Annotated in this window: 3 protein-coding genes (1 of these 3 only partly in view); all 3 read right to left on the minus strand. The window is 71.8% G+C overall.

The genetic code is table 11. The features are described from left to right. Tightly spaced (each overlapping or abutting the next), the 3 genes in view from LIV37_RS09185 to LIV37_RS09195 form a layout consistent with a single transcriptional unit that may run on beyond the window. A complete protein-coding gene (locus LIV37_RS09185; protein ID WP_254807097.1) occupies positions 1-12549 on the minus strand; it encodes a non-ribosomal peptide synthetase in 12549 nt (4182 codons plus the stop codon). Next, positions 12492-20633, minus strand: coding sequence for an amino acid adenylation domain-containing protein (locus tag LIV37_RS09190; RefSeq protein ID WP_254807098.1), 8142 nt, complete (start codon positions 20631-20633; stop codon positions 12492-12494). Before LIV37_RS09190 ends, LIV37_RS09185 begins: the two co-directional genes overlap by 58 nt. Beyond that, a protein-coding gene (locus tag LIV37_RS09195; RefSeq protein WP_121825663.1) for a non-ribosomal peptide synthetase crosses the window boundary here: on the minus strand, positions 20630-21946 show its 3' end. It continues 9588 nt past the right edge of the window; 1317 of the gene's 10905 nt are visible here — the last part of the coding sequence; the start codon falls outside the window, past its right edge — the gene reads right to left on this strand; it ends in the stop codon at positions 20630-20632. Before LIV37_RS09195 ends, LIV37_RS09190 begins: the two co-directional genes overlap by 4 nt.

The raw sequence follows: 21946 nt of genomic DNA on the forward strand, positions 1-21946 counted from the left end.
TCAAGCTCCTTCGTCCATCTGCTGCGCTGTCGCTTCGAACTCGTCCAACTCGCTCTGGCTGATGTCCACCAGCGGGAAGTCGGAGGGGGTGTAACCACCGATACCGGTATCGGCGTCGACGTCCGTGGTGTGCGTGGCCAGTCCGGTGAGCATCGCGGCCCAGCCGTCCAGCAGGTTCCGGGCGGCCGACTCCGCCAGCAGTTCGGACGGCCAGGACACGATGAGGGTGAGCTGCGGGCCGTCGGGCAGGTCGTGGACGACGCCCATGACCTCCAGGGCGTGCATGACCGGGATCCGGTCGTTGGCGCCACCGCCTCGACCGCCATCGCCGACGGTCTGCCAGGCATGTTGTTCGACGCGCTGCTGACCCTGTTTGCCCTGGTTCTGCCGGCCGGGGAACCGACCCAGGTAGTTGAAGCCGATCTGGGCGGCGGGCAGGGAGGCGAGCGCGGGCGCGGTCTCGGGGTTGAGATACCGGAGCATCCCGTAGCCGAGCCCATCGCCGGGGACGGCGCGGAGCTGTTCCTTGATGCGCTTGATGGCCCGTCCCGCCACGGCCCCGCCGGAGCGCAGCTCCATGACGTCGGCGACGCCGACGTCCAGCCGCACCGGGTAGCTGCTGGTGAACCAGCCGACCGTGCGCGTCAAATCCACGCCCTCCGCCAGCGGGACCCGGCCGTGGCCTTCGAGATCCAGCAGTACCCCGGCCGTGTCCTGGCCCTGGCGGCGGCGCCACTCGGCCAACGCCGCGGTCAGGCCGGTGAGCAGTACGTCGTCGACGCCCGCGTGGAACGCCGTCGGCACGCGGGTCAGCAGCGCCGATGTGACCTCCGTGGACACCTTCACCGACAGCTGCCGGACGGTGGCGCCGAGGTCCCGCTCCGGGTCCACGGGCCGCGAGGTGAGGAGGGGGTCGTGGCCGTCCAATTGTTCGGTCCAGGCGGGGAGTTCGGCCAGCCGTTGCCGACCGGTGGCTTCGGTTCGCAGGGCGCGGGCCCAGTGCCGGAAGGATGTGGGCACCGGCTCCAGCACGACCTCACGACCGGCGGCCAGCTCGGTGTACGCCTCGGCCAGGTCCGGCACGAGGACGCGCCAGGAGACACCGTCCACCACCAGGTGGTTGAGGAGTATCAGCAGCCGTCCGGGTGTGTCCGGGCCGAGGTCGAACCAGACCACCTGCAGCATCACACCCGCTCGCGGATCGAGCCGCTCCGCGGCCGCCCGCGACTGCTCGGCAATCAGGCCCTCGAGGTCAACCCCGGCCGCGCCGGCATCGATCCGGTGCACCCAAGGGGCCGCGGACACGGTCGAGGGGACGAGGAGGCGGGCGGCGGGCTCGGTCTCCAGCCGCGCCCGCAGAATGTCGTGGTGATCGACCACCGCCTGAACGGCAGCGGTCAGCGTCTCCAGCCGCGTCCCCGCCGGGGCCGCCACCACCGTGGACTGGAACACCGCGCCTATACGCTCTGCTCCGGCCCGGTCCAGCAGCTCATGCATCACCGGGGTCAACGGCGCCTCACCCGTGCCCGGGTCGCCACTCCCCTCCAGGCCACCGGGAGCAGAAGCATCACGGGCCACCAGCGCCAGCTCGGCCGGGGTCCGTCGCTCGAACACCTGCCGGGCGCTCACCACCAGACCGGCCTTACGCGCCCTCGACACCAGCAGCATCGACATGATCGAGTCACCGCCGAGCTCGAAGAACGACGCATCGGCACTCACCTCATCGAGGCCGAGCACCTCGGCGAAGAGCCCACAGAGGATCTCTTCGGTCGGGGTGGCCGGGCCCCGGCCCGCCACGGTGACTGTGGCGTCGGGGGCGGGGAGCGCGGCGCGGTCCAGCTTGCCGTTGACGGTGAGCGGCAGCGCGTCCAGCAGGACGACGGCCGGGACCATGTATTCCGGCAACCGGTCCGCCGCGAACTCCCGCACGACCGCCACGTCCAGCTCCCCGCCGGGGACCACGTACGCGACCAGCCGCTTGTCCCCCGGTCCGTCCTCGCGGACCACCACCGCAACCTGACCCACACCCTCACAGGCGGCCACCACGGCCTCGATCTCGCCGGGCTCGACACGGAAGCCACGGACCTTGACCTGCTCATCGCCCCGGCCCGCGAAGACCAGATCACCCTCGGCGGTCCACTTGGCCAGGTCGCCACTGCGATACATCCGGCCGCCCGGGGCGGCGAACGGGCAGGCGACGAACCGCTCCGCCGATAGCCCCGGCCGACCGATATAGCCCCGGGCCAGACCCGCACCTGCGATGTACACCTCGCCCGTGACGCCTACGGGCACCGGCTTGAGGAACTGGTCCAGCACATAGACACGGACATTGGGGAGGGGACGGCCTATCGGCGGGGCCGTGCCCAGTCCGGGATCGAGAGGCATGGCGGTGGCCGTGGTGATGACGGTGGCCTCGGTCGGTCCGTACGTGTTCCACACCCGCGCACCAGCCGACCACCGCCCGGCCAGCTCCGCACTCAACCGCTCCGCGCCCAACACCCAATTGCTCACACCCGGCACGGCATCCGGATCCACCACCCCGAGCAGCGACGGAACCACACTCGCGACGCGTACCCCACACCGGTCGATCATCTCCGCCAGGGCCTGCGGATCCTTACGCTCCGCCGCACTCGCCACCGCGAGAGTGCCACCGGCGGCAAGGGTGACGACGACGTCGAGAACGGCGGCGTCGAAGCTGAACGAGGCGAACTGCAAAGCCACTACGCCAGCGTCCATGCCCAGCACCGGACGCATCGCCTCGGCCAGGTTCGCCACGCCGCCATGGGCGACGGCCACGCCCTTCGGCCGTCCCGTCGAACCCGACGTATAAATCACATACGCCAACTGCTCCGGAACGACGACCGTCCCCAGCGCCTCCGCCGAGCAGACCTCGGCATCCTCGAGAAGGACCCCACGCGCACCGCCGAGCGGAACACCGTCAAGGCAATCGACCGTCCCCAGGACCACCTCGGCACCACTGTCCGCGATCACAAACCCCAACCGCTCCGCCGGATACTCCGGATCCAGCGGAACGAACGCCCCACCGGCCTTCCACACCGCCAACTCCGCCACCACCATGTCCACCGACCTCGGCAGACACAGTGCGACCCGCGACTCCGGACCGACCCCCACTTCGGTCAAAAGCCGCGCCAACCGATTCGCCCGCCGGTCCAACTCCCCATATGACAACGCCTCTTCACCGCAACGCACCGCCACCACATCGGGCGTCGCCGCGACCCGCGCCTCGATGCGCTCCACGATCGAACCGCCGGGCAGCGTGGTCCCGGTGGCATTCCACTCCGCCACCACCCGAGCCCGCTCCACCTCCCCCAACACATCGATCTCACTGACCCGCACCCCCGGATCCGCCGCCACCGCCTCCAACACCCGCACCAACCGCCCCACCAACCCCCGCGCCGTACCCTCATCAAACAAATCCACCGCATACAGCAACGCCCCACCCAACCCCGCCGGCGCCCCCACACCATCACGATGCTCGACCAGCGTGACCGACAGATCGAAGCGGGCCACGGGGTCCGCGGTCGACGGCAGCGTGTGGACCTCCAGGCCGGGCAGCTCCCACGTCTCCGGCGCGGCGCTCTGGAGCGCCAGCATGACCTGGAACAGCGGGTTGCGCGCCAGCGACCGCTCCGGGCTCAGCACATCCACCAGCCGCTCGAACGGCACATCCTGATGGGCGTACGCGGCCAGATCGGCCTCCCGCACCCGGGCCAGCACCTCGCTGAACGTCGGGTCGGCGCTGACGTCCGTCCGCAAGACGAGCGTGTTGACGAAGAACCCGGCCAGGGCGTCCATGGCCTCGTCACCACGGCCGGCGATCGCGGTGCCGATGGGGATGTCCGTGCCCGCGCCCAGCCGAGTCAGGAGCACGGCCAGTGCGGCCTGGGCGACCATGAACATGGTGGCGTTGCCCTGCTGGGCGGCCGCCACCAGCCGGGCATGGGTCTCGGGGTCCACGTGCAGGGGCACCGTGCCGCCCCGGAAGGAGGACGCGGGCGGGCGCGGCCGGTCGGTCGGCAGCGTCAGCTCCTGGGGCGCGTCGGCCAGGGCCGCGCGCCAGTAGTCCAGCTGGCCGCTGATCACGCTTCCCGGGTCCTCGATGTCGCCCAGCACCTCGCGCTGCCACAGCGCGTAGTCCGCGTACTGCACCGGCAACGGCTCCCACCCCGGCGCGCCACCCGCCCGACGGGCGGCGTACGCCACGCCGATGTCCCGGGCGAGTACGCCCATCGACCAGCCGTCCACCGCGATGTGGTGCGCCACGAGCAGCAACACGTACTCCATGGGCCCGGTCGCCAACAGCCGGATGCGCCACGGCAGATCGGCGCTCAGCTCGAAGCCACGCCCGGAGTGCGCCGCCACGGTCGCGCCGAGTTCGTCCGGTGTGGTCTCCACGACGATCAGCGGCGGCCGGCCCGCGTCGCCCTCCAGCACCTGCTGCCGGGGCTCGCCGTCCGTCTCAGGGAAGATCGTGCGCAGGCTCTCGTGCCGGTCGGCGACATCGCCCAGCGCGGCCTCCAGGGCGGCGATGTCCAGGTCTCCCGATATCCGTAGCGCCAGCGGCAGGTTGTAGCCCGCGCCTTCGCCGACGCCTTCGAGCCGGTTGAGGAACCACATCCGCTGCTGGGCGTACGAGAGCGGCAGCACCTCCGGCCTCGGCCGTGGCGTCAGCGCGGCCCGGGTGGTGCCGTCCTCGGGGGCGTCGAACAGCCGGGCGACCCCGGCCACCGTCGGCTCCGTGAACAGCCTGCCGATCCCGATGTCGGTGTCCAGCACCGACCGGATCCGGGCGATCAGCCGCATGGCGAGCAGAGAATCGCCGCCCAGCTCGAAGAACGAGTCCTCCGCGTCGACCCGCTCCAGGCCCAGCACCTCGGCGAAGAGCCCGCAAAGGATCTCCTCGGTCGGAGTGGCCGGGCCCCGGCCGGAGGTGGTAGCGGCGAAGTCGGGGGCGGGGAGGGCGGCGCGGTCCAGCTTGCCGTTGGCGGTGACGGGGAGGGTGTCGAGAGGGACGAGAGCGGCCGGGACCATGTACTCGGGCAGCCGCTCGGCCACGTACTCCCGCAGCCCTGCCAGACCACTTTCGCCATCGCCATCGCGTACGACGTAGGCCACCAGACGCTTGTCGCCCTGCCGGTCCTCACGCACGACGACCGCGACCTGACCCACGCTCTCATGCGCGGCGAGCACGGCCTCGATCTCACCCGGCTCCACCCGGAAACCACGGATCTTCACCTGCTCATCCACCCGACCCGCGAACACCAACTCACCACCGGCCGTCCACCGCGCAAGGTCGCCCGTGCGATACATCCGCCCACCCGTGAACGGGCACGCTACGAAGCGCTCCGCCGACAGCCCCGGCCGACCGAGATAGCCGTGAGCGAGTCCGGCTCCGGCGAGATAGAGCTCTCCCTTGACGCCCGGGGGCACGGGGCTGAGGTACTCGTCGAGGACGAACGCCTTGGTGTTGTCGCGCGGCCGACCGATCGGCAACACCGCCGGAGCCACCGACCCTGGAGCCACCGCGTACGTCGTGGCACACAAGGTGGCCTCCGTAGGCCCGTACAAATGCCGGACGACAATCCCCGGGCAAGCGGCCTTGACCTGGGCCACCGCACCCGCGGGCACCACATCGCCACCGGTCAGCACCTCCGCCAGCCCCGACAGACACTCCGGCGACTCCTCCGCCAACACACCGAACAAACCAGCCGTGACATGCACAGCCGTCAACCCATGCGCCTTCACCAAACCCGCCAACACCGTCGCGTCCACCTGGCCCGGCGGCGCCACCACCACTCGACCACCACTGACCAACGGCACCCACACCTCAAACACCGCCACGTCAAACGCATGCGGCGCATGCATCAACACACGACCCCGCGCCGCCTCACTCCAACACCCATCCGCCACCAGCGCGGCCACCGCACCATGACTGACCGCCACACCCTTCGGCACCCCCGTCGAACCAGACGTGAACATCACATACGCCACATCCCCCGCCGAAACCACCACCTCCGGCGCACCCTCCCTCCCACCGAACAACTCATCCACCACCACCGCACCCGGCACACCCAACCCCCGATCCGCCACCACCAAACCCACCTGCCCCAACACCAACCCCCGCCGAGCCACCGGCCACCCCACATCCACCGGCACAAACCCCGCCCCCACCCTCACCACACCCAGCCACACCGCCACCAACTCCACCGACCGCTCCAACACCACACCCACCAGATCCCCCCGCCCCACACCCCGCGCAGCCAACGCACCCGCCACCCGATCCGCACGCTCGGCCAACTCCCCGTACGACCACTCCCGGCCGTCCGCCCCCACCACCGCCACCGCACCCGGACAAGCAGCCACCCGCGCCGCGAACAACTCCACCAACGACACCCCGGACACCGAACGCCCAGTGGCATTCCACTCCCCCACCACCCGCGAACGCTCACCCTCACCCAACACATCAATCCCGCTCAGCCGCACCCCAGGATCAGCCGCCACCTGCTCCAACACCCGCACCAACCGCCCCGCCAACAACCGCACCGTGCGCTCATCGAACAGATCGGTCGCGTACAACAGCCCACCCACCAGCCCGGCCGGATCGCCTTCGCTGTCGCGCCGTTCGGCCAGGGTCAGCGACAGGTCGAATTTCGCGGTGGACTCCTGCGAGGTGGCCTCCAGCGGCCCGACCCGCAGTCCGGGCAGATTCCAGCGGCCCTGGGACGCGGGCAGGTTCTGGAGGACGAGCATGATCTGGAACAGCGGGTTTCGGGAGAGCGATCGGGTGGGGTTGAGGTCCTCGACCAGCCGCTCGAACGGCACATCCTGATGCGCGTACGCCGCCAGATCGGCCTCCCGCACCCGGGCCAGCAGCTCATCGAAGCCCGGGTCGGCGCTCAGATCGGTGCGCAGCACCAGCGTGTTGACGAAGAAACCGGCCAGCCCGTCCAGCGCCGCGTCACCGCGACCCGCCGTCGCCGTGCCGACGGGGATGTCCGTACCCGCACCCATCCGCGACAGCAGAACCCCCAGCGCCGCATGGACGACCATGAACATCGTCGCCCGGCCGCGCCGCGCCAGCTCCACCAGCCGGGCGTGGGTCTCCGCGTCCACCTCCACCGGCAGGGTGCGCCCGCGGAACGACGGCGCGGCCGGTCGGGGCCGGTCGGTCGGCAGGTCCAGCTCCTCCGGCGCACCGGCGAGCGTCCGCCGCCAGTGGTCCAGCTGCCCGCTGATCACACTCCGCGGATCGCCGAGGTCACCGAGCACCTCACGCTGCCAGAGCGCGTAGTCCGCGTACTGCACGGGCAGTGGCTCCCAGCCCGGGAGTCGGCCCTGGTGGCGTGCGGTGTAGGCGGTCTCCAGGTCTTGTCCGAGGACGCCCATCGACCAGCCGTCCACCGCGATGTGGTGCGCCACGATGAGCAGGACGCAGTCCGTGGGGCCGGTCCTGAGCAGCCGGATCCGCCAGGGCAGATCGACGCTGACATCGAAGCCGCGGCCCGCATGAGCCGTGAGGGCGTCGGCGAGCTCGTCCTCGGTGGTGTCCACCACGGCCAGCGGCGGCCTGCCCGCGGCGCCTTCGAGTACCTGCTGACGCGGGACGCCTTCGCTCGCCGGGTAGATCGTGCGCAGGCTCTCATGACGGTCGGCGACGTCGCCCAGCGCGGCCTCCAGCGCCACGAGGTCCAGTTCGCCGGACATCCGCAGGGCCAGGGGGAGGTTGTACGCCGCGCCCTCGCCCGCGCCTTCGAGCTGGTTGAGGAACCACATGCGCTGCTGCTCGAACGACAGCGGCAGCACCTCCGGCCGGGGCCGCGCCGTCAGTGCGGCGGCGTGCGGCCGGCCGGTTGCCGCGTCGACCAGCCGGGCCAGGCCGGCGGCCGAGGAGGCGGCGAAGAGCTCCCCGATGGTGAGCTCCGCCCCCAGGACGGCGCGGATACGGGCGATGAGCCGCATGGCGAGCAGGGAGTCGCCGCCCAGCTCGAAGAAGGACGCCTCCGCGTCCACCCAGTCCAGCCCGAGCACCTCGCCGAAGACCCCGGCGACGATCTCCTCGACCGGGGTAGCGGGGCCACGGCCGGAGGTGGCGCCGCCGAACTCCGGGACAGGGAGGGCGGTGCGGTCCAGCTTGCCGTTGGCGGTGACGGGGAGGGTGTCGAGAGGGACGAGAGCGGCCGGGACCATGTACTCGGGCAGCCGCTCGGCCACGTACTCCCGCAGCCCGGCAGCATCCACATCCCCGTCGGGGACGACGTAGGCCACCAGACGCTTGTCGCCCTGCCGGTCCTCACGCACGACGACCGCGACCTGACCCACGCTCTCATGCGCGGCGAGCACGGCCTCGATCTCACCCGGCTCCACCCGGAAACCACGGATCTTCACCTGCTCATCCACCCGACCCGCGAACACCAACTCGCCGTCAGCCGTCCACCGCGCAAGGTCGCCCGTGCGATACATGCGTGCGCCCGGGTCGGCGAAGGGCGCGGCGACGAAGCGCTCGGCCGTGAGACGGGGGTGTCCCGTGTACCCACGGGCGAGTCCGGCTCCGGCGAGATAGAGCTCGCCCCTCACCCCGACGGGTACGGGCTTGAGGTACTCGTCGAGGACGAACGCCTTGGTGTTGTCGCGCGGCCGACCGATCGGCAACACCGCCGGAGCCACCGACCCTGGAGCCACCGCGTACGTCGTGGCACACAAGGTGGCCTCCGTAGGCCCGTACAAATGCCGGACGACAATCCCCGGGCAAGCGGCCTTGACCTGGGCCACCGCACCCGCGGGCACCACATCGCCACCGGTCAGCACCTCCGCCAGCCCCGACAGACACTCCGGCGACTCCTCCGCCAACACACCGAACAAACCAGCCGTGACATGCACAGCCGTCAACCCATGCGCCTTCACCAAACCCGCCAACACCGTCGCGTCCACCTGGCCCGGCGGCGCCACCACCACTCGACCACCACTGACCAACGGCACCCACACCTCAAACACCGCCACGTCAAACGCATGCGGCGCATGCATCAACACACGACCCCGCGCCGCCTCACTCCAACACCCATCCGCCACCAGCGCGGCCACCGCACCATGACTGACCGCCACACCCTTCGGCACCCCCGTCGAACCAGACGTGAACATCACATACGCCACATCCCCCGCCGAAACCACCACCTCCGGCGCACCCTCCCTCCCACCGAACAGCTCATCCACCACCACCGCACCCGGCACACCCAACCCCCGATCCGCCACCACCAAACCCACCTGCCCCAACACCAACCCCCGCCGAGCCACCGGCCACCCCACATCCACCGGCACAAACCCCGCCCCCACCCTCACCACACCCAGCCACACCGCCACCAACTCCACCGACCGCTCCAACACCACACCCACCAGATCCCCCCCCCCCACACCCCGCGCAGCCAACGCACCCGCCACCCGATCCGCACGCTCGGCCAACTCCCCGTACGACCACTCCCGGCCGTCCGCCCCCACCACCGCCACCGCACCCGGACAAGCAGCCACCCGCGCCGCGAACAACTCCACCAACGACACCCCGGACACCGAACGCCCAGTGGCATTCCACTCCCCCACCACCCGCGAACGCTCACCCTCACCCAACACATCAATCCCGCTCAGCCGCACCCCAGGATCAGCCGCCACCTGCTCCAACACCCGCACCAACCGCCCCGCCAACAACCGCACCGTGCGCTCATCGAACAGATCGGTCGCATAGAGCAACGAACCCATCAGCCCCGTCGGCGTGCCCTCCTCGTCGCGGCGCTCGGCCACCGTCGCCGACAGATCGAACCGGGCCGCCGGAGAGGCAGCCGGGAGACCGCTCACCTCCAGCCCGGCCAGCTCCCACGGCCGACGGCCCTGCGGCAGGTTCTGCATGGTGAGCGACACCTGGAACAGCGGGTGCCGGCCCAGTGACCGGGTGGGGTTGAGGTCCTCGACCAGCCGCTCGAACGGCACATCCTGATGCGCGTACGCGGCCAGATCGGTCTCCCGCACCCGGGTCAGCAGTTCGGTGACCGTCGGGTCGCCGCTCAGATCGGTGCGGAGCACCAGGGTGTTGATGAAGAACCCGGCCAGCCCGTCCAGCGCCGCGTCACCACGGCCCGCCGTCGCCGTGCCGATGGGGATGTCCGTACCCGCACCCATCCGCGACAGCACAACCGCCAGCGCCGTGTGCATCACCATGAACATCGTCGCCCGGCCACGCTGGGCGAGCTCCACCAGCCGGGCGTGGGTCTCCGCGTCCACCTCGAACGGCATTTCGCAGCCGGTGAAGGAGGACACCGCGGGTCGGGGCCGGTCCGTCGGCAGGTCCAGCTCCTGCGGGGCACCCGCGAGCGCCTGCCGCCAGTAGTCCAGTTGCCCGCTGATGACACTCCGCGGATCGCCGAGGTCGCCCAGCACCTCGCGCTGCCACAGGGCGTAGTCCCCGTACTGCACCGGCAGCGGCTCCCAGCCGGGCAGTCGGCCCGCGCGCCGGGCCGCGTAGGCGGTACCGATGTCGCCCGCGAGGATGCCCATCGACCAGCCGTCGGCGGCGATGTGGTGGACGGCGCCCATGAGGACGTACTCGGCGGGGCCGGTCACCAAAAGCCGTACGCGCCAGGGTAGTTCGGCGCGGACGTCGAACGGCTGGTTCGCGTACGCCGCGAGCTGCCCGGGCACCTCGTCCGCGGCGGTGTGCACCACCGTCAGCGAGGGACGGCCCGCCGCTCCGTGCAGGATCCGCTGGCAGGGGACGCCCGCGGTCTCCGGGAAGATCGTGCGCAGGGTCTCGTGCCGGTCGGCGACATCGCCGAGGGCGGCTTCCAGCGCGGGGATGTCGAGGTCGCCGGAGAGGCGGAGGGCCAGGGGGAGGTTGTACGCGGCTCCCTCTCCGGTGGTTTCGAGCCGGTTGAGGAACCACATCCGCTGCTGCTCGAACGACAGCGGCAGCACCTCCGGCCGTGGCCGCGCCGTCACCGGCGCCCGGGACTCGCCGCCGAGCTCGCCCACCAGCTGGGCGACGCCGGCGACGGTGGGGGTGACGAACAGATCGCCGATGCTGACCTCTGCGTCGAGGACGGCGCGGATGCGGGCGATGAGCCGCATGGCGAGCAGGGAGTCGCCGCCGAGCTCGAAGAAGGAGGCGTCGGCGCCGACCCACTCCAGGCCGAGGATCTCGCCGTAGAGGCTGCTGAGGATCTCCTCGGTGGGAGTGGCCGGGCCACGCCCTTCGGCCGCGTCGGTGAAGTCCGGTGTGGGGAGGGCGGCGCGGTCCAGCTTGCCGTTGACGGTCACCGGGAGCGTGTCCAGGGCGACGACCGCGGTGGGCACCATGTACTCGGGCAGCCGCTCGGCCACGTACCCCCGCAGCCCGGCAGCATCCACATCCCCGTCAGGGACGACGTAGGCCACGAGCCGCTTGTCGCCGGGGCGGTCCTCCCGTACGACGACTACGGCCTGTCCGACGCTCCGGTGTCCGGCGAGGACGGCCTCGATCTCACCCGGCTCCACCCGGAAGCCACGCACCTTCACCTGCTCGTCAGCCCGGCCACCGAAGACGAGTCGGCCGTCCCCGGTCCACTTGGCCAGGTCACCGGTGCGATACATCCGCCCGTCCGTGAACGGGCAGGCCACGAACCGTTCCGCCGTCAGCCCCGGGCGGCCGAGGTAACCGCGCGCGAGCCCCGGCCCCGCGACATACAACTCACCCAGCACACCCACGGGGACCGGCCGCAGTTGCTCGTCCAGTACGTAGACAGCGGTGTTGGCGATGGGCCCGCCGATCGGCACCGGCCCGGACGGCTCCAGCGGCGCACTCATCGTCGCGCATACGGTCACCTCCGTCGGCCCGTACGCATTCACCATCCGCCGCCCCGACGCCCACCGCTCCACCAACCCCGCCGGACACACCTCACCCGCCACCACCAACGTCCGCAAACCCTCCGGCAACTCCTCCACCGTCGCCAACACCGACGGCGGCACCGTCACATGCGTAACCCCGAACTCCGCCACCACCTCACTCAACGACCCCCGCGGCGGCAACCTGTCCCCACCCGCCATCACCAACACAGCACCCGACAGCAACGCCATACAGATCTCGGACACCGCCGCGTCGAAACTCAACGACGCCAACTGCAACACCCGCGCACCAGCACCCACCACAAACCGCTCGATCTGCGCAGCCGCCAGGTTGCCAATACCACGATGCGTCACCACCACACCCTTCGGCCGACCCGTCGAACCCGACGTATAAATCACATACGCCACCTCATCGACACCCACCGAAACCGCAGGCACGGGCTCCGCCACCACCTCAGACGCACCCCACACCAAGCACTCCACACCAGCCGGAACCAACCCCCGCGTCCCCTCCGAGCACACCACCAGCACCGGCCCCGCATCCTCAACCATCCACCCAATCCGCTCCACCGGATACGCCGGATCCACCGGCACAAACCCCGCCCCCGCCTTCACCACCCCCAACAACACCGCCACCACATCCACCGACCGCTCCAACACCACACCCACCAGATCACCCCGCCCCACACCCCGCGCAACCAACGCACCCGCCACCCGATCCGACCCCCCCTCAACTCCGCATACGACCACTCCTCACCACCCGCCCCAACCACCGCCACCGCCTCCGGGCACCCAGCCGCCCGCGCATCGAACAACTCACCCAACGACCCCACCGGCACCACCCGGCCAGTGGCGTTCCACCCCTCCACCACCCGCTCCCGCTCCCCACGCCCCAGCACCTCGACCTCGCTCACCCGCCGCGCCGGGTCCGCCGCCATCTGCTCCAGCACCCGAACCAGCCGCTCCGCCATCGCGTTCGCGGTTGCCTCGTCGAAGAGGTCCGTGGCATAGAGCAGATCGCCGTCGATTCCCGCCGGGTTGCCCTCGCCGTCCCGGTGTTCGGCCAGGGTCAGTGACAGGTCGACCCGGGCCGCCGCGGCCCCGGGTGTCATCGGCCGCACCTCGACGCCCGGCAGTTTCCACTGCTGGGGCGGCATCGTCTGCACGGAGAGCATCACCTGGAACAGCGGGTGCCGGGCCAGTGAGCGGGTGGGGTTGAGTTCCTCTACGAGGTGCTCGAAGGGCAGGTCCTGGTGTGCGTAGGCGGCCAGGTCGGTCTCCCGCGCCCGGGACAGCAGCTCCGCGAAGGTCGGGTCACCGCTCACATCGGTCCGCAGGACCAGCGTATTGACGAAGAAACCGGCCAGCCCGTCCAGCGCAGCGTCGCCACGCCCCGCGACCGCCGTGCCGATCGGAAGGTCCTTCCCCGCGCCCATCCGCGACAGCAGCATCGCCAGCGCCGCGTGGACGACCATGAACATCGTGGCGTCGCCACTTCGGGCGAGCTCCACGAGCCGGGCATGGGTGGGCACATCGATCCGTACCCCGCCCGCCCCGCCACGGTGCGAGGACACGGCGGGCCGGGAGCGGTCGACCGGAAGTGCCAGCTCCTGGGGCGCGTCGGCCAGCGTCCGCCGCCAGTGGTCCAGCTGGGCGCTGATCAGGCTGTCGGGGGTGTCCAGGTCGCCGAGGAGACGGCGTTGCCAGAGCGCGTAGTCGGCGTATTGCACCGGCAGCGGCTCCCACACCGGCGCCCGCCCCTCCCGACGGGCGGCGTACGCCACTTCCAGATCCCTGAGCAGCAGGTCCATCGTCCAGCCGTCCACCGCGATGTGGTGTGCCACGATCAGCAGGACGTACTCCGCGGGAGCGGTCTTGAGCAGCCGGATCCGCCACGGGAGGTCGGCGCTGAGGTCGAAGCGCTCCTCGGTCTGCTCGGCGAGCACCTGCTCGACCCGGTCGGCGGGGGTGTCGAGGACGGCCATGCGCGGGCGCCCGGCCGAGGGGTCGAGGACGTGCTGGCGCGGCACGCCGTCCGTTTCGGGGTAGACCGTGCGCAGGCTCTCGTGCCGGTCGGCGAGGTCGCCCAGGGCGGTTTCGAGCGCGGGCAGGTTGAGGTCGCCGGAGACGCGGTGGCGCAGCGGCAGGTTGTACGCGGCCTCGCCACCCTCTTGGGCCTCCTCCATCTGGTTGACGAACCACATCCGCCGCTGCCCGAACGACAGCGGTACGACCTCCGGCCGGGGCTGTGGCGTGAGCGGAAGCCGCACACCGCCCTCACCGGTGAGCTGCCGGGCGACCCCGGCGACGGTCGGCTCGGCGAACAGCTGCCGGATGCTCAGCTCGGTGTCCAGGACGGCGCGGATCCGGGCGATCAGCCGCATGGCCTGCAGCGAATCGCCACCCAGCGCGAAGAACGACGCGTCGACGCCGACCTGGTCGAGGCCGAGGATGTCGGCGAACAGTCCGCACAGCGCCTCTTCGACGGGAGTGGCGGGGGCGCGGCGACCGGTCAGACCCGCGTAGTCGGGGGCGGGCAGGGCTTCGCGGTCGAGCTTGCCGTTCACCGTGACGGGGAGGGAGTCGAGCGTCATCACGGCGGCCGGAACCAGGTGGTCGGGCAGCCGTTCCGCCACGTACTCCCGCAGTCCGGCCGTGTCCGCGTCCTCGCCGGGGACGACGTAGGCGACGAGCCGACGGTCCCCGGGGCGGTCCTCGCGGACCACGACGGCGGACCGGCGGACGGCCGGGTGGGTGGCGAGCACGGCCTCGATCTCGCCCGGCTCCACCCGGAAGCCGCGGATCTTGATCTGGGTGTCGGCCCGTCCGACGACGACGAGTTGGCCGTCGGGGGTCCAGCGGGCCAGGTCCCCGGTGCGGTACATCCGCCCGCCGGGGGCGCCGGGTTTATCGGCGGCGGCGAACGGGCAGGCCACGAAGCGCTCGGCGGTCAGCGCCGAGCGGCCGAGATAGCCGCGGGCCAGGCCGGGACCGGCGAGGTAGAGCTCTCCCGTGACCCCGGCGGGGACGGGCTGCAGGAACTCGTCCAGGACATACGTCCGCCCGTTCTCGAGCGGCCGCCCGATCGGCACCGGGGCGTCGGCGTCGGCCGGGGTGAGCGGGTCGCTCAGGGTGACGCAGACGGTGGCCTCGGTGGGGCCGTACGCGTTCAGCATCCGCCGCCCCGGCGCCAGCCGTGCCACCAGCGCGGGCGGGCACACCTCGCCCGCGGCGGCGACGGTGCTCACGGTGGCGGGAAGCTCGTCGGCGGCGAGCACGGACGGCGGCGCGGTCAGATGCGTGACGCCGAACTCGGCGGCGACGCCGGCCAGCGACCCGTACGGCGGCAGCATGTCCCGGTCCGCCATGACGAGGGTGGCCCCGGCGGGCAGGGCGGTGCAGAACTCGGCGAACGCGGCGTCGAAACTGGGCGAGGCGAACTGCAGGACGCGTGCGCCGGGCCCGGACCCGAACCGGGTGATGTGGCTCGCCGCCAGGCTGCCCACTCCGCCGTGGGTGACCACGACGCCCTTCGGGGTGCCGGTGGAGCCGGAGGTGTAGATGACGTACGCGGGGTGCCCAAGCCGCTGCGGCCGGACGCGGTCGGCGTCCGCGGGGGCGGTGGCCGGGCGTGTCGCCAGCGCGGCGGTCACCTCCGGGGCGTCGAGAACCAGGCGGGGCGGCGTGTCGGCGCCCAGCACCGCCTGGCTCTCGCCAGTGCCCAGCACGGCCTGGCTCTCGCCAGTGCCCAGCACGGCCTGGCTCTCGCCAGTGCCCAGTACGGCCTCAGGTTCACCGACGCGCAGCACGGCCTCGGTCCCGCCCGTGCACAGCACCAGCTTCGGCCGGGCGTCGGCCAGCATGAAGGCGATCCGCCGCGCCGGATACCGGGGGTCTATGGGCAGATAGCCCGCGCCCGCCTTGACCACGGCCAGCAGTACGGCCATCAGCTCGACGGACCGCTCCATGGCCACGCCGACCAGATCCTCGGGGCCGATGCCACGGGCGATCAGCTCGTGTGCCAGCCGGTTGCCGCGCTCCTCCAGCTGTGCGTACGTCAGGCCACGCTCCGCCGCTCCGACGACGGCCAGGGCATCGGGGGTCCGCCGCACCTGTGCCTCGAACAGCTCGGCCAACGTGCCCTCCGGCACGCTGCGGGCCGTGTGGTTCCAGTCCTGGACGACGGTCGCCCACTCGGCCGGGTCGAGGATCCGCAGCCGGCTGAGGGACACGGTGGGATCGGCGGCGATCTGCTCCAGCACCGCCGCCAGCCGCCGGGCCAGGGCCTGGGCGGTGGCCTCGTCGAACAGTTCGGTGGCGTAGAAGATGTCGCCGCCGATTCCGGCCGGGCTGCCGTCCCGGTCGCGGTGTTCTGACAGGTCGACGGACAGGTCGAAGCGGGCGGCGAGGGAGCCGGGCGGCGTGGGCCGGACCTGGAGGCCGGGCAGGTCCCACTGCGCGGGCGGCACGTTCCGCAGCGACAGCATGACCTGGAACAGCGGGTTGCGGGCCAGCGAGCGCGAGGGCGCGAGGTCCTCGACGAGCTGCTCGAAGGGCACGTCCTGGTGGGCGTAGGCGGCCAGGTCGGTCTCCCGCACCCGGGCCAGGAGTTCGGTGAAGGCGGGGTCGCCGCTCAGGTCGGTGCGCAGCACGAGCGTGTTGACGAAGAAACCGGCCAGCCCGTCCAGCGCGGCGTCGCCACGCCCCGCGACCGCCGTGCCGATGGGGATGTCCGTGCCCGCGCCCATCCGGGCGAGGAGCGCCGCAAGCGCGGCGTGCACCACCATGAACACCGTGGCTCCGCCGCGCTGGGCGAGCCCGACGAGGCGGGCGTGGGTGGGGGCGTCGATGCGGACGGGGACCAGGCCACCCGCGTACGACGACACCGCCGGGCGCGGGCGGTCGGCCGGAAGCGCCAGCTCCTGCGGCGCGTCGGCGAGGGCGTGGTGCCAGTAGGCGAGCTGGTCGCTCAGCAGGCTGTCCGCGTCGCCCCGCTCCCCCAGCAGCCGCCGCTGCCAGATGGCGAAGTCGGCGTACTGCACCGGCAGCGGCTCCCACACCGGCGCCCGGCCCTCCCGACGGGCGGCGTAGGCCGTGCTGAGGTCCCGCGCGAGGACACCCATCGACCAGCCGTCTGCGGCGATGTGGTGTGCCACGATGAGCAGCACGTACTCGGTGGGCCCGGTGACCAACAGTCGTGCCCGCCAAGGCAGTTCGGTGCTGAGCTCGAAGCCGCGGCCGGCGTGCGCGCTCAGCTCCGCCTCGACTTGGTCCGCGGGGAGGTCGACGACCACGAGTGGCGGATGCGCCGCGGGGCCGTCCAGCACCCGCTGCCGCGGTATGCCGTCGGTCTCCGGGAACACCGTGCGCAGGCTCTCGTGGCGGTCGGCGACGTCGGCGAGGGCGGTTTCCAGCGCGCCGGTGTCGAGGCGGCCGGAGAGGCGTAGCGCGAGGGGCATGTTGTAGACGCCCGCGGCGGCCCCTCCATCCTCCGTCCCCTCGGCACCCCCGGCGGCCTCCGCCCCTTCGGCATCCCCGGCGTCCCCTGCGCCCTGGCTGGTGGTCACGAGCCGGTTCAGGAACCACATCCGCTGCTGCCCGTACGACAGCGGCAGGTGCTCGGGGTCCTTGGGGCGCGGCTGTGGCTCCAGCGGTGGCCGTGCGTCGCCGTGCTCGGCGTCGATCCGGCGGGCGGTGTCGGCGACGGTCGGGGTGGCGAACAGATCGGCGATGCGCAGTTCGCTGTCGAGCACGGGGCGGATGCGGGCGATGAGCCGCATGGCGAGGAGGGAGTCGCCGCCGAGTTCGAAGAAGGAGGTGTCGGCGCCCACCTGGTTCAGCCCGAGGACTTCGGCGAAGAGCCCGCAGAGGATCTCCTCGGTGGGGGTGGCGGGCGCGCGGCCCTCGGGGGCGCCCGCGGTGTCGGGGGCGGGGAGTGCGGCGCGGTCCAGCTTGCCGTTGACGGTGAGCGGCAGCGCGTCCAGCACGACGACCGCCGGGACCATGTACTCCGGCAGCCGGTCGGCGGCGAGGCGGCGCAGGGCCGCCGGGTCGAGTTCGCCGGTGGGGATCACATACGCGACGAGGCGCCGGTCCCCGGGACGGTCCTCGCGGATGACCACGGCTGCCTGGGCCACGGCCGGGTGGCCGCTGAGGACGGCCTCGATCTCGCCGGGCTCGACGCGGAAGCCACGGACCTTGACCTGCTCGTCAACCCGGCCCGCGAAGACCAGATCACCCTCGGTGGTCCACTTGGCCAGGTCGCCACTGCGATACATCCGGCCGCCCGGGGCGGCGAACGGGCAGGCGACGAACCGCTCCGCCGATAGCCCCGGCCGACCGATATAGCCCCGGGCCAGACCCGCACCTGCGATATAGACCTCGCCCGTGACGCCTACGGGCACCGGCTTGAGGAACTGGTCCAGCACATAGACACGGACATTGGAGAGGGGACGGCCTATCGGCGGGGCCGTGCCCAGTCCGGGATCGAGAGGCATGGCGGTGGCCGTGGTGATGACGGTGGCCTCGGTCGGCCCGTACGTGTTCCACACCCGCGCACCAGCCGACCACCGCCCGGCCAGCTCCGCACTCAACCGCTCCGCGCCCAACACCCAATTGCTCACACCCGGCACGGCATCCGGATCCACCACCCCGAGCAGCGACGGAACCACACTCGCCACCCGCACACCACACCGGCCGATCATCTCCGCCAGCGCCCGCAGGTCGTTGCGCTCGGCGGTGGTGGCGACGGCGAGGGTGCCACCGGCGGCGAGGGTGACGGCGACATCGAGGACGGCCGCGTCGAAGCTGAACGAGGCGAACTGCAACGCCACCACACCCGCGTCCATCCCCAGCACCGGACGCATCGCCTCGGCCAGATTCACCACGCCACCATGCGCGACAGCCACACCCTTCGGACGCCCCGTCGAACCCGACGTATAAATCACATACGCCAACTGCTCCGGAACCACGACCGTCCCCAGCGCCTCCGCCGAGAACGCCCCGGCACCCTCGAGAAGAACCCCACGCGCATCACCGAGCGGAACACCGTCAAGGCAATCGACCGTCCCCAGGACCACCTCGGCACCACTGTCCGCGATCACAAACCCCAACCGCTCCGCCGGATACTCCGGATCCAGCGGAACGAACGCCCCGCCCGCCTTCCACACCGCCAACTCCGCCACCACCATGTCCACCGACCTCGGCAGACACAGTGCGACCCGCGACTCCGGACCGACCCCCACTTCGGTCAAAAGCCGCGCCAACCGATTCGCCCGCCGGTCCAACTCCCCATACGACACCGCCTCTTCACCGCAACGCACCGCCACCACATCGGGCGTCGCCGCGACCCGCGCCTCGATGCGCTCCACGATCGAACCGCCAGGCAGTACAGCCTCCGTGGCATTCCACTCCGCCACCACCCGAGCCCGCTCCACCTCCCCCAGCACATCGAGCCGACCGACCAACGTCTCCGGATCGGCCGCCATCTGCGCCAGCACGCGGACCAGGCGGTCAAGGAGCCCCTGAGCCGCCTCGGGGTCGAACAGGTCCGGGCGGTAGTCCAGCCGCAGCCGCAGCTCCTCCGTCGGGTGGACGCCCAGCGAGAGCGGGAAGTTGGTGGACTCGCGCATCGCCGTGCCGGTGATCCGCAGCCCAGCGGCCGCCGCCGTGGAGTCGCGCGTGCCGATGGGGTGGTTCTCGAACGCCATGATGGTGTCGAAGGTGGCGCCGGGCCCGGCCTGCCGTTGGATCTCGGTGAGGCTCAGATGCTGGTGGTCCAGCAGCGCCGACTGCCGTTCCTGTAGCTGCGCGAGCAGCTCGGCGACCGTACGGGCCGGGTCCAAACGCACGCGTACGGGCAGCGTGTTGATGAAGAGCCCCAGCATGCTCTCCATGCCGGGCAGGTCGGCGGGGCGCCCCGCCACCGTCGCGCCGAACACCACATCGCGGCGGCCGGTGAGCCGACCGAGCACAACGGCCCAGGCGGCCTGGATCACGGTGTTCAGGGTCAGGCCATTGCGGCGGGCGAGGTCCCGCAGTCGGCCGGCGAGTTCCGCTCCGGCGTCGGTGGCCGCCTTGCCGGAGGCGACCGGGGCGGTGGACGGTCCGCCCGGTGCCACCAGCGTCGGTTCGTCCGCGCCCGTCAGCTCCTGTCGCCATGCGTCCCGCGCGGCTTCCTTGTTCTGGCGGGCGAGCCAGGCGAGGTAGTCGCGGTACGGGGTGACGGGCGGGAGGCCACGGGCGCTGCCCCCGGCCTCGTAACACGCCCACAACTCCCGCATCAGCACCGGCAGCGACCAGCCGTCCAGCAGGATGTGATGCAGCGTCACCATCATCCGGTACTCATCCGGCCCGACCCTGACCAGAAGCACCTTCAGCAACGGCGGCACCGCCAGGTCGAAACGCCGCTCCCGCTCCTCTATCCCCAACCGCTCCGACTCCGCACGGGCCGCATCCGCGTCCAGCCCGGACAGATCCTCCTCCCGCCACGGCAGCTCCACGCCCCGGGCGATGACCTGCACCGGCTGCGCCACCCCGGCCAGCTGCCGAAAGCCCGCGCGCAGGCTCTCGTGCCGGTCGAGCAGGGCCTGCCACGCGTCGCGCAGCACCGCGGGGTCCACCTTGCCCGCCAGATCCAGCACGAGCTGCTCGACATAGACATCGATGCCACGCTCGTCGTACACCGCGTGAAAGAGCAGGCCCTCCTGCAGCGGCGACAGCGGCCAGACGTCCTGGACTCGCATCTGAGTCATCGTGCTCCCCCCTTGTCCGCGAGTTCCGCTTCGAGCGCGTCGATCTGGCTCTGGTCGAGCGTGATGAGTGAGAAGTCCGACGGTGTGTGGCCGCCGCCGGAGCCGGTGGTGTGGGCGGCGAGGCCGGTGAGCATCGCCAGCCAGCCGTCGACGAGCCGTCGCATGTCGTCCGGGTGGTGGAGGTGCTGGGGCCAGGCGAGTGTCAACGTGAGCAGCGGGCCGTCCGGCAGGTCGCGGACCAGGCCGACGGCCTCCAGGGCGTGGGCCAGCGGGACCTCGTCGCCCACTCCGCCGCCGAGGCCGCCTTCGGGGGCGGCGGACCAGGCGGCAGCCGTCGGCTTCGGTACAGCCGTCCGCTCCGGTGCAGCCGTCCGCTCCGGTGTCCCGTCGGCGAGGCGGCCCAGGTAGGTGAAGCCGATCTGGGCGGTGGGCAGGGTGGCGAGGGTGGGCGCGGTCTCGGGGTTGAGATGGCGGAGCAGGCCGTGGCCGCGGCCGTCGCCCGGGACGGCGCGGAGCTGTTCCTTGATGTGCTTGACGGCCCGTCCCGCCACCGGCCCGCCACCGCGCAGCCCGGCGAAGTCCTGTGTCGCGGCGTCGAGTCGTACGGGGTACGTGCTGGTGAACCAGCCCACCGTACGGGCCAGATCGAGACCGCCGGACGTCCGGCCATGGCCTTCCACATCCACGAGGACCCCGCCCTCCGTGCTCTGCCCGCGGTGCCGCCGCCACTCGGCGACGGCGGAGGCGAGGGCGGTGAGCAGCACATCGTCGATCCCGGCGTGGAAGGCGGCCGGGACCGCGGTCAGCAGGGTCGCGGTGAGCTCCGCCGACGCCGTCACGGAGACCCGCCGCAGCGTGGCGCCCACGTCGCGGGCCGGGTCCAGGGGGTGCGCGCCGAGTGGCGCGTCGGAGCCGCGCAACAGTCGGCTCCAGGCCGGGAGTTCGGCGAGCCGCGGTTGGCCGGTGGCCTCGGCCAGCAGGGCGCGGGACCAGTGCCGGAAGGAGGTGGGGACGGGCTCAAGCACGACCTCACGGCCGGCGGCCAGGTCCGCGTACGCCTGGGCGAGGTCCGGGATGAGGACGCGGAGGGAGAGCGTGTCCACGGCGAGGTGGTGGACGGTGAGCAGGAGCCGTCCGGGGGTGCTCGGGCCGAGGTCGAACCAGACCACCTGCGCCATCACCCCGGCCCGCGGGTCGAGCCGGTCCGCGGCGGCCCGCGACTGCTCGGCGATCACGCGCTCGAGGTCAACCCCGGCCGCGCTGGCATCGATCCGGTGCACCCACGGGGCCACGGACACTGCCGGGGGGACGAG

It is taken from the genome of Streptomyces rapamycinicus NRRL 5491 (genome assembly GCF_024298965.1).
GTDB lineage: Bacteria > Actinomycetota > Actinomycetes > Streptomycetales > Streptomycetaceae > Streptomyces > Streptomyces rapamycinicus.